Here is an 11,634-nt window from a genome sequence, read left to right as displayed (position 1 = left end):
TAGAAGGAGATGAGGGAGTAGGGGGAGACTTGAATAATTTCCCCTCATCCTCCTCATTCCCCTCATCACCTCTTGTAAAAAACTCAGGAGTAGGTTGCATTGAAACTTGTATCTGATCCAGCGATCGCTAACAAAATTCGTAAAATGAATCAGCGGGTACGGTGGCAAGATCCGTTAATTGCGGAACGGAACATCGACCAAACTCGGCTGGTGTTGGATGATGGTCAAACAGACAATTCTGAGTTCTCATTTTTAGTTGTAGGTGATAGTGGTTCCGGCAAGCACCGGGGACACAATCCCCAGCGAAAGGTAGCTGAACTGATGTTGCCCCATCACAACGAATCCCGTTTTATGCTGCACATGGGGGATGTGATCTATTTAGTAGGGTCGAGTGAATACTATCAGCAGAATTTCATCCAGCCTTATCAAGAGTTTATCTTGGGAGGAGAGCATCCCAAACGGGTTGCCTATGACCAGATGATTTTTAAGCTGCCCATTTTACCTGTACTGGGAAATCACGATTACTATAACTTGCCGATTTTATTGAGCTTGGCATCTCTGACAACATTACCCATTCGCCGCCTGTTGCGATCGCGGTTAGACCTAGATGTAGGCTTGCATGGCTCAGGAACCGGTGAAGCTTACGCACGGGCATTTCTGGACTATCTTAAGGCCTTTCAGCTTCCAGGAGAGTTAACCAGCCACTTAGATAAACACTACACAGCCAAGACAGATACAGGTTATTGTCTTAGCTATAAACCTGGGCATTTTACGCGCCTTCCCAATCGCTATTACACTTTTCGCTATAACGGGATTGATTTTTTTGCCTTAGATTCTAATACATTTAACGATCCACCACCCCTGCCTAAAACAAAAGAAGGTAATGCTGATCGCAGACTTTTAGAAAAACGTCGTGAAGATTTAGAGCAAGAAAAGCAGCAAATCATTGAAACTTCAGCCAAGCTTCGTCCAGAAAACCCTAGCGAAGCCGACCAATTAGACGACTTCCACGCCAAGCTGTCACAAATTGAAGAAATTATTGTTGATATCGACAAGCAATTAGCTGCTGATAAAACAACGCTGACTGACACTGAACAACTAGACTGGCTCAAGCAAAAATTAATTGAATCTTGGAATAATTCTGAAGTTCGAGGAAGGATAATTTATTTCCATCATCCTCCCTATGTGACTGAAGCGACAAAGTGGCAACAAGCACAGACTCTGATAATTCGCGATCGCCTTCGTGGTGTGCTGGATGCGGTAGCGAAAAAAATAGGTTCCCTAACTCAGGGGCGTCCTTTGGTCGATTTAGTATTAAACGGTCACGCTCACTGCTTGGAACACTTGGAGACAATGGATACAGGACACGCTGACTCTCATATCCACTGGATTGTTTGTGGTGGTAGCGGGTTTAGTTTGCGCCGCCAGAGGGCTGAGGGAGCAGATTTGATGGAGACTTTTGGAAATGAAAATAGATTAGTGGCGCGATCGCATCTCTTCATTGGTCGCAACGGTCAAGGTTCTCAGAAGCGGCGACCTTACTCAGGTTTACGTATTGACGTTAAAGGCGATGGGCAACCTAAGTTTATTGTCCGTCCTTTGGTTGCCGAATGGCATCAGCGACAATGGCATAATCGGGAACTTGAGCCACTAATCATTTAATTAATTCTGGGGATTTAACTAAAGAGCAACTAAGCACAGCAAACTTTGTGGCGGATAGGACTTACACAAAATGTCTCTCAAACTCTGATTTCTCCGTGCCCTCTGTGCCTCTGCGGTTCGTTATTCCGTAACTCATGCGTAAGTCCTAACGGAGTCTAAATCTCTGTTACAAAACTGAATTACGAATTATTTTAGCGATCTACCGATCCCATCACAACATCAATGCTTCCCAGAATAACGAAAATATCTGCTACTTTTTGACCTTGGATTAACTGAGATAAAACTTGTAAATTATTGAAATCGGCTGGACGAATTTTCCAACGCCAAGGGAAGATATGATCATCTCCGATGATATAAATTCCTAACTCTCCTCTGCCTGACTCTATACGCACATAATGTTCACCTTGAGGAATTTTAAATGTGGGTGCAATTTTTTTGGCAATGAATTGATAATCAAACCCGTTCCATTCAGATTTAGCACCTGCTTTCATGCGTTGAGCTTCTAAATTTTCGTATGCACCACCAGGTAAGCCGTTGAGTGCTTGCTGAATAATCTTGACTGACTCACGCATTTCTCCAAGTCTGACGACATACCTAGCAAAACAATCTCCGGCTGTATCCCACTGTACTTCCCAGTTAAAATCGTCGTAGCATTCATAGTGGTCAACCTTTCGTAAATCCCACTTCACCCCAGAAGCCCGTAACATCGGCCCAGAAGTCCCCCAATTAATCGCTTCTTCCCGACTTAAAACTCCTACACCCTCAACTCGGCGGCGAAAAATGGGATTATTGGTAATCAGTTTTTCATACTCATCAATGGTAGGTGCAAAGTAGTTACAGAAGTCTTTGCATTTATCCACCCAGCCGAAAGGTAGGTCAGCAGCAAGACCTCCGATACGAAAATAATTGTTATTGACCATGCGATAGCCTGTAGCAGCTTCAAATAAATCGAGAATCATTTCGCGATCGCGCAAAGTGTAAAATATAGGAGTTTGTGCGCCAGTGTCTCCCACAAAAGGCCCCAACCATAGCAAATGATTGACAATTCGGGCTAACTCCAGAATGATTACCCGAATGTAGCTGGCACGTTTGGGGATAGTGATATTTGCCAGTTTTTCGACAGCATTCACCGTCACGGCTTCATTAAACATTCCGCCATAGTAGTCCCATCGGCTTACATACGGTACGTACATTATATTGGTGCGGTTTTCGGCAATTTTTTCCATACCTCTGTGTAGGTAGCCGAGGACAGGTTCACAGTCCACCACATCTTCGCCATCTAAAGTGACAACAATCCGAAAGCACCCATGCATCGAAGGGTGATGGGGCCCAAAGTTAATCACCATTGGCTCGGTCTTAGTTTCAATTCTGACCATAAATAGTTTCCCTAATCTCTAAATATCTCTGAAGAAGATGCTATTTTTGAAAATTTTAGAGAGTTTACGGTCTGGAGTCTTGCAAATTCGTCCGATTTTTTGCAGATTTATCCTATCTTTGTTGAATAGTTTTAGGAGTTACACCCATTAGACGCTTACAGTGAAAATTGAGATGGCTTTGGCTAGCAAAACCAACCAAGTGAGCAATTTCAGCTATTGTCAATTCTCTCTTCAGCAATAATTCCTGGGCACGTTGCACCCGACAGTGAATTACATAGTTATGGGGAGTCATTCCCGTAGATTGCTTAAAAAGCTGGGAAAAATAATGAGGACTCATTGGTATCAATGCTGCCAATTCTGCTAATCCTAAATTCTGGTTAAGATGTTCATAAATGTAGTCTATAACTTGCTGTAATTGACGCTGTGATAAACCATTTTTATATACTTTTAATATCGGTTTACGCGTGGAATAGTGTTCCATAAGATGCACTGATAAAGCATTGAGCATCGTCTCTGCATAAAGACGGCTTCCTGAAGGATTATTTTCCAAAATGCCTTTTAGTGCTAGCCCTATTTGATAAATTAGGGGATCGGGTGTGGCGAAGTGCGGCACAAGTTGAATTTGTTCGGCATCTGCTGTTTCGTCAACTGCACGAGCGAAAATTTGTGGTTCAATAGCAACTAGAATAAAGTCCCCTTCAGCATCCCAAGCTGCCTGATGCCCGACGTTAACAGGAGTAATAATAATATCGCCTCCAACTACAGCATCATAATGCTTGCGTCCATCCATCTTCCGTTCAGCATGAATTACCCGCGCTCCATGAGTGAAAATGATTAGAGAATGCCATAAGGGAGTGCAAACTTCAGGAAATTCATAAGCAGGTTGACACATATATGTAAATAAAGCACCCTGCCAACCTGCTTGAAGGCTTGTGAGAATTGGTAGACGTGGAAATAGCGGGAATACCTCATCTTCTTTAGTGATAACTAAGGGCTTTTCTTTTGACATGGACTACTCACCACAAGTTATTACAAGCCCAATGTATCAAAAGCTAAAAAATTATCATATCTCAGGTTGTATTTTATTCACCTATACAAATAGAGACGCAATGATCATTGCGTCTCTCAAAACCGCCTATTTAGCCTTCTTACGTGTAATTGCACTCAGCAAAAAGGATGCTTGTAATTAAACTATTCCTGGGCCTCTGCCGCGTGTATCACTATTTTCGGTCAACTTGCCTTCTTCGTCCTGACTAAGTTCTCCGAGTTCTTCAATACGTTGGGCTTTCTCTTCTGCTGCCTGTTTGCGTGCATCACCCGGTTCTTCATAGTACATTTCCGGTTCAACAGCATAGTTGTTTAACAAACCTTCTTTGTCCACAGTATATCCGTCAGTAGTGCGTATACTGTCTGGATCGGTTTGGTCATCGGTAGGTGCATCCGCTTCCCTTTCTTCTGTAGGGAGTGTTTTGTACAGAGTTCCTTCTCTTTCCATTCGAGCAGCTGTTTCAGCTGGGATAATACCGCGATCATACGTATCTACTTCAGCTCGATCAGATGAATCTATACCTTTATTAACTGCTTCATTAGCCATAAATTATGCCCTCGTTAAAGAATCTATTAAATAAACTCAAAGCCTAGATTAGGCTGTTTTTCATCTTCGATCTACTATCTTTAGAAGTGATTTAAAATTAAATATAATGTTATGCTCTCTATCTTTTGATGTATGATGTATTCAAAAGATTAATACAAAGCTTGGCTAAATACTTGTAATTTACGTTTATTGTGTCAAACAAGGGTTTTAGCTAAAGTTAACACTGGTAGCAATAAAAATTATTGTATCCTGACTGCGCTTTGTATCAAAAATAGGATAATTACAAAAATCCCGGCTTTTTAGATAAGTCGGGAATGCGAACCATTAGATTGTATATATTTAATTAGGGAACGATATAGACTATTGTGCCGAGGCTAAGACAGCTTGATGCAAATCCAAGCACTATTTGAATTAACAAGACTTGGGGTTTAAGCAACTTGTTAAAGAGTAAGCTAAGTTATGCCATAGTGCCCTAGTTTAATGCTTGGGAAATTTATTCGCCCACTAATTGATTTTTCAGTGATTGAATCTCATCGGCTAATTCTTGCCGGGTTGAAGCCTTTAAGAGATAACGGGAAATAAACCAAGTGGCATAACCAATTCCAATTAACTCAAAAGTTGGTGATAGTAATGGAATATCATTGATTGCATCCAGTACTGCTAGTACTAACTTGGCTGTAACAATTGCCGCCAAAATTAAACCAACTGTTATTAGAGGCTGCTTATAGTTTTGAAAAAAGCTACCTAAATATTCGGGCAATTGCTCCAAAAATTGAGAAACTTGTCTACTGATTTGCTGCCATTGAGATTCAGGTTCACGGGCTGGTGGCAATTTTGGTAAGTTTGCAGTATCTGTACCTTCAAGTGATAGCGTACCTTGTGAGAAAGAGGTATTGATGGATTCAAGTTGCTGTTGTTCGGTTTCCATAGTTTTTATTTTCGGTAAGTACAAGAGTTTATATAACTGACTGATCGTCAATGAATATAATTATCAAGGTCGTCAGTTGTCAATTTGTCAATTATTAATGGTCAGTAATAAGTAGAACTGACCACTAAGACTGAGCAGAGGCATCTAAATTTTTTTTATTTATGCCTACCTACTCATTTAAATTTATTGTTAGCTATTTTAGCTTTGCGGTGGGGCAACAGTTGCTTTCACAACTACAGTTTTAACACCTTTGATTTCTTTAGCTAAACGTTCAATCTTAGCCAACTCCTGCTGATTGTTTACAGTTCCTGCAACAGTGACAGTTCCATCCTCTGCTGCATCAACTGTTAGTTGGCCTTTGGGTATGTTAGCCTCCAACTTGGATCGAACTTCACTCGCTAGATCACCTGTAGCTCTTTGTGTATCGCCACCAGTTACATTATTGCGCTCTTCGCGGGCACGGATATCAGCATCGAGTTGTCTTCTGCGAACTTCACTTTGCGCGTCTTCTTGAGCAGCTTGTGTTGCTTGTGGGCTTGGTGCTTCTGGAGCTTCATTGGGAGCAGGCGCACTTACAGTTGTTTTGGCAGTATCTTGACAGGCGGCAACACCAAAAACTAGAAGACAACTAATTAAGAAAGGAGTTAGCTTTTGCATATGTTTAATTCGGAATCGGAAAGTGAAATTTGTGGAGTTCGTTAATCTTGAAGCAGATGGGAGGAGCGAAGTTTTCATCTTCTTGCTCCTACAATTTTGATTAGAGTGTTTCATCACGGCGATCTACAATGACTACAGCAGGATCGTCTCTATGAATGTCTGCTGAGTAATTGGTGCGATCGCTATTAACAACTGCTGTGTCGTGATGCGTTCCTCTGTCTAAACCTGAACGATGTTCGCCTAAATCAGTACCATCATAGATAGCAAATTCTTGAATACCTCTACGATTGAGAATAGGTTCAGCTTGGCGGATTTCAGCTTCTGTACCATCGATAATTACCAAGTAGTCGCCTCTTTGGAAGCGATCGCTATAAACTCGCGCTTTGTCTTCAGGAATTCCCAAGCCAACGAGTCCGCCAACAATACCCCCAGCTGCTGCACCGATGGCACCGCCAGCTAATGTTGATGCCAAAGCAGTTGCTGTTGCACCACCTGCAATCACAGGCCCAATTCCAGGAATCGCTAAAGTCCCAAGACCAACTAATAAACCAGTCAAACCGCCTACGACACCGCCTGTAGCTGCTCCAGCTTTTAGACCATCGTCTGCTTTGTTACCTGTGCCGACATTTTTATCTACATCTACACCAGCGATCCCATGACCGTTTGCATCCTTGGCGATGATGGAAATTCTACTTAAGGAAAAACCTGCATCTCGTAATTCTGTAATTGCTGCTTCTGCATCTCGGCGATGAGAAAAGACTCCAATCGCGCGTTTGGCAACATTACTATGACCCACATTAACATTAGAAGTTGGAGCTACGTAATCAGCATTTCTAGCATCTGGATTGTCATAAATGCCAAACTCTTCGACACCACCCTGATGTAAAATTGCTTCTGCTCTCGCTATTTCTGTATCTGTACCATCTATGATGACTAGATAGTGTCCGCGTCTTACACGTTCGTCGTAAACTCTAGCTCGTTCTTCGGGAATTCCTAAACCAACCAATGCACCAAGCAAACTACCAGCTACTGCACCAATACCAGCGCCAGCCAGAGTTGTAGCTAAGGTTGTTGCTGCGGCTCCAGCCAGCATAATTGGCCCGATTCCAGGAATTGCTAAAGTACCAAGACCGACTAATAACCCAGTCAATCCGCCCAAAGCACCGCCTGTAGCTGCTCCGACTTTAGCGCCTTCGTCAGATTTATCACCGACGCGATCGCTTACATCAGCACCAGAAATATTTTCTTTGTCTCCATCCTGCGTGATGACAGAGACTCTGTTCATGTCAAAGCCAACTTTTTTTAATTCATGTAGGGCATTTTCAACATTTCGACGATCAGAAAATACACCTACAGCACGTTTATGTACACCTAAAACCATTATTCTTTCTCCTCAGCAAAAATCAATTATTCACTAATTTATAGCTCCTAATAAGCATTATTAATACATATTTAGATTTACATTTCATCAATCGCTTGGAAGAATTTTTTTCTCTATCATTAGACATACGTACTTTTATCTAAAGATAGTAAGAAACTTTAATGTTCCAACAAATTGTGCTTTGCAAAAGTTATATACTAGCTATTCTATTTATTAAAAAAATATCTAAAATATTAGTTTTAAAATTAGCTGAGTTCCTGTTATAAGGACTATCTCTTAGATGTAAGCTTTAGTAAAAACATTCTGGGGCAAAATCTTACTAGCAGCAACCGGATTAATTTTATCAAATAGATTGTTATTAAACCACCAAAATTTACATTATTTTATTTAGTCAAAAAATAATAAAAATATTTGTTTGTTGTAAAATACGACTTCTGGCAAGCAAACTTCTTACCTAAGAAAGTGTCAGTTTATATAACTGGCAACTAAATTGATAAATAAGCCGTTTTATACAGCAGTTTACTTTTTAAGTGAGGTACAAAATGCAGGACTCACGCATCAAAAATAAAGAGTTTCTACCTTCTACCTCACTTCGGCTGCTCTCAACTCTTGGAGAGGCTGCGCCCGAAGCGTAGCTATGCCGCAGGCTTTACGGCTGCGCTCAGTGATACCCTACCTGAAAATCCATATCTTTGTACTCCATGCAGATGAAAACTGCTGTAAATGGTTATTAAATTGACTACAAGTGAGAGAATACTATGTTTCAAAATGTTTTAACTATTTGGGGATGGGACTGGCTATCTTTTGGATTAGCACAAATGAGTTTAGATCAGGAAGTACTAACTCCAGAAGAAGCATCAGTTCTATTTTCTGGCCCTCAATTCTTGGTAGCATTGCTGGCTGGAGTCTTAATGGCATTTGCCTTTCAATTATTACTTACTAATTTTTCAGTCGCTGTAGGAATTTCATCTTGGGAAATTGACTCAGACTCTGATGATGAGTCAGAAAGTTTGGGTAGTAAAATTCGTGCGACTCAGACCAAAATTGGTGCTTGGGCGTTGCTAACCGTTAGTATTGCATTATTTATTGCTTGTTTTCTGGCGGTAAAACTTAGCTTAATCGAAAGTGAATCTTTAGGAGCAATTATCGGTGTAGTCATCTGGTCTACCTATTTCTCACTAGTGATTTGGTTCGGTTCATCAGCAGTAGGTTCTTTTATTGGTTCTATCGCTAGCACTGTCACTTCTGGTTTTCAAACTCTGATGGGTACAGCAACTGCTGGAATCGGTGCTAATAGTGCGAAAAAACAACTGGTTTCTACTGCTGAAGATATAACAGCCGCAGTCCGGCGAGAATTAACTTCAGGTTTTAATCCTGAAGATATTAGAAATACACTCCAAAGTTCTTTAGGCTCTTTGCAATTACCAAAGCTGGATATCACAGAAATTCGTAACCAATTTGACCAGCTTCTTAAAGATACAGATTTGCAATCTATTGCTAACAGCGACTTACTGCAAAATATCAATCGTCAAACCTTTGTTGATTTAATTAGCAGTCGCACAGATTTATCTAAAGAAGATATAAGTCGCATTGCTGACCAATTTCAAGGTGCTTGGCAACAAGCTTTGAATCGCAGCAATCCAACAGAACAAGTAATTAACTTGCTTAAGTCTGCTACTCCTGAAGAATTGAATTCAGATCAATTAGGTGAACGGCTCCAAGAACTGGTTACAGTTGGAGGTGGGAATGGCAAGCAAAGCAATAGTGTCATGAAACAAGCTATTCGATATGGCTTGAGTGCGGCTGCACCAGCAGTGATGGAGCGAGTCAACCTTTCCAATATCGATGTTAACAAAATTACTAATCAATTACAAAAGCTAAAAGAAAAAGTTCAAGATGTTGATGTAAATCAAATCACAGAACAACTCCAAAAGCTTAGAGATGAAGCAACTGAACAAGTATCTGCAAGGTTGCCAATATCACCCGAAAACACAATTAAGGCAGATGTAGAAGACTACATATTGAATTCGTTTCCTTGGCATTTTAACCGCATTACCCTAAGAGATGAATTTAAAGAACTCATCTATGACGTTAATGCAGATCCAACAACTGTGAGACGAGAGTTAGAAGAAATCAATCAAGAATATTTTACCAACTTGCTGAAGCAACGGGGTGATATTAGCGAACTCAGGGTGAAAGAAATTTCCGAACAAATGGAAAGCGATCGCCTGGAAGTTTTAGAAACTGTAAAACAGGCTCAAGCGCGAGAAAAAGGGCAAGATTTCCGCAGTCGCATCGAAGATTATCTACGTTCTACCGGGAAAGAAGAACTCAACCCTGAAGGTATTGAACGCGACTTTGCCAGATTAGTGCAAGATCCAGAAGCTGGGTTTGAAGATTTAAGCGCTCGCTTCGGACAATTTGACCGCGACACCTTGGTACAATTGCTCCAGCAACGTCAAGATATCAGCGAAGAGGAAGCTAATAATATTGTTGGTCAACTTGAAAGCAGCCGCGATAATTTCTTGAATCGTGCAAGAGAACTGCAAGAACAAGCAAAAGCCAGAGCCGATGAACTGCGCCAAAGAGTTGAAGATTATCTGCGAAATACTAACAAAGACGAACTCAATCCCGAAAGTATCAAACGTGAGTTTAGAATCTTACTAGATGATCCACAAGTTGGAATTAGCCTTTTGGCTTCGCGCTTATCGCAATTTGACCGGGATACACTAGTACAATTACTCAATCAACGTCAGGATTTGAGTGAAGAACAGATAAACCAAACTCTCGATCAAATCGAAGCAGTCCGAGATAGTATTTTGCAAGTACCACAGCAAGCGAAAGAACAGTACGAAAAGACGACAAAAGCGATCACAGAATATCTTCGTAATACCAACTTGGAAGAACTTGATCCAGAAGGGATCAGGAATGATTTGGAAAAATTACTCGATGATCCAAAAGCAGGAGCTTTAGCACTGCGCGATCGCCTATCTCAGGTTGATCGAGAAACCTTGGTTCAACTCGTGAGTCAACGCGGAGATTTGAGCCAAGAGCAGATTAATCAGATAATTGATCAGGTACAAGATGCGATCGCTAGTATTGTAAGAGCGCCACGACGTTTGGCCAAGCGTACCACTCAAGTAGCTCTGGATTTTGAAGCAAATCTTGAAGATTATCTGCGTAATACCAACAAAGAAGAACTCAACCCAGAAGCAATTAAACGCGATTTGCAACTGCTGCTATCTTCTCCCCGTGCTGGAATTGGGAGTTTAAGCGATCGCGCCTCCAAATTTGACCGTTCAACAATTGTGGCTCTGTTATCCCAACGGGAAGATATCTCAGAAGAGGAAGCTAACCGAATTGTGGATCAAATTGAGTCTGTTCGCACCTCCATTGTCGAACAATTCCAGCAGATCCAGCAAAGGGTGCAATCAGTGCTTGATGGAGTTTTTGCGAGAGTTCGCAACTATCTCAACTCGCTCGATCGTTCCGAACTCAGCTATGAAGGGATTAAGCAAGATTTTGCGAAAGTCTTCGACGATCCGCAAGCTGGATTTGAAGCATTGCGCGATCGCCTCAGTCAATTTGATCGTGACACCTTAGTTGCTGTCATCAGTTCTCGTGAGGATATTTCTCAAGAGGATGCTAACCGGATCATCGACCAAATAGAAGCGGCGCGGGATGGCGTACTACAACGAGCCGAACGTATCCAAAAAGAAACACAAAAACGCCTGAAAGCGATCCAAGAGCAAACTAAAAAGCAAGCTCAAGAAACCAAAAAAACCGTTGCAAATGCTGCGTGGTGGCTATTTGGAACAGCATTGACTTCTCTTGCAGCTAGTGCGATCGCTGGAGCAGTTGCCGTTACAGGGTTACCTCTACCTCGCTAAAATTCATCATAAATTTATAAAAAAAGTGGTAATTAATGCCACTTTTTTTATAAATAAAACAAACTACCCCCAAGACACTATCATGACTTTATTATTCTGATATAGATTACAAAACCCTGTCTGAGCCAAGGTTTCAGATTTTTTTA

8 protein-coding genes are annotated in these 11,634 nt (G+C 41.3%); 2 read left to right on the top strand and 6 right to left on the bottom strand.

Annotated elements, in window-relative coordinates; genetic code table 11:
- Positions 1-99 precede the first annotated feature (99 nt).
- Positions 100-1,662 carry a metallophosphoesterase gene (locus tag H6G96_RS26735; protein ID WP_190915159.1) on the top strand — a complete coding sequence of 521 codons (1,563 nt, stop codon included), beginning with the start codon at positions 100-102 and terminating at the stop codon, positions 1,660-1,662.
- Between the two features lie 191 nt (positions 1,663-1,853).
- Here the strand turns inward: H6G96_RS26735 and H6G96_RS26730 are convergent, their stop codons facing one another.
- From H6G96_RS26730 to H6G96_RS26705, 6 genes are all read right to left on the bottom strand, one after another.
- On the bottom strand, positions 1,854-3,038 hold the full coding sequence (locus H6G96_RS26730; protein ID WP_190915157.1) for an NAD(P)H-quinone oxidoreductase subunit H: 1,185 nt from the start codon (positions 3,036-3,038) through the stop codon (positions 1,854-1,856).
- A gap of 112 nt (positions 3,039-3,150) precedes the next feature.
- On the bottom strand, positions 3,151-4,047 hold the full coding sequence (locus H6G96_RS26725; protein ID WP_190915155.1) for an AraC family transcriptional regulator: 897 nt from the start codon (positions 4,045-4,047) through the stop codon (positions 3,151-3,153).
- Positions 4,048-4,224: 177 nt separating this feature from the next.
- A complete protein-coding gene (locus H6G96_RS26720) occupies positions 4,225-4,632 on the bottom strand; it encodes a hypothetical protein (RefSeq protein ID WP_190915153.1) in 408 nt (135 codons plus the stop codon).
- A gap of 493 nt (positions 4,633-5,125) precedes the next feature.
- Positions 5,126-5,560 (bottom strand): CAAD domain-containing protein, encoded by a 435-nt coding sequence (locus tag H6G96_RS26715; protein WP_190915151.1) that lies wholly within the window; start codon positions 5,558-5,560, stop codon positions 5,126-5,128.
- 198 nt (positions 5,561-5,758) lie between these two features.
- A complete protein-coding gene (locus H6G96_RS26710) occupies positions 5,759-6,217 on the bottom strand; it encodes a BON domain-containing protein (protein ID WP_190915221.1) in 459 nt (152 codons plus the stop codon).
- Positions 6,218-6,317: 100 nt separating this feature from the next.
- Positions 6,318-7,598, bottom strand: a complete 1,281-nt coding sequence (locus tag H6G96_RS26705) for a histidine kinase (RefSeq protein ID WP_190915149.1) — start codon at positions 7,596-7,598, stop codon at positions 6,318-6,320.
- A 758-nt stretch (positions 7,599-8,356) separates the two neighbouring features.
- On the opposite strand from H6G96_RS26705, the gene H6G96_RS26700 reads away from it, so the two are divergent.
- A complete protein-coding gene (locus H6G96_RS26700) occupies positions 8,357-11,488 on the top strand; it encodes an MFS transporter (protein ID WP_190915147.1) in 3,132 nt (1,043 codons plus the stop codon).
- The last annotated feature ends 146 nt before the right edge of the window (positions 11,489-11,634 follow it).

This window comes from Nostoc sp. FACHB-892 (assembly GCF_014698795.1).
In the GTDB taxonomy this organism is placed as follows: domain Bacteria; phylum Cyanobacteriota; class Cyanobacteriia; order Cyanobacteriales; family Nostocaceae; genus Nostoc.
The sequence above is the reverse complement of the archived record's forward strand: the minus strand, read 5'-3'. Positions and strand labels throughout refer to the sequence as shown.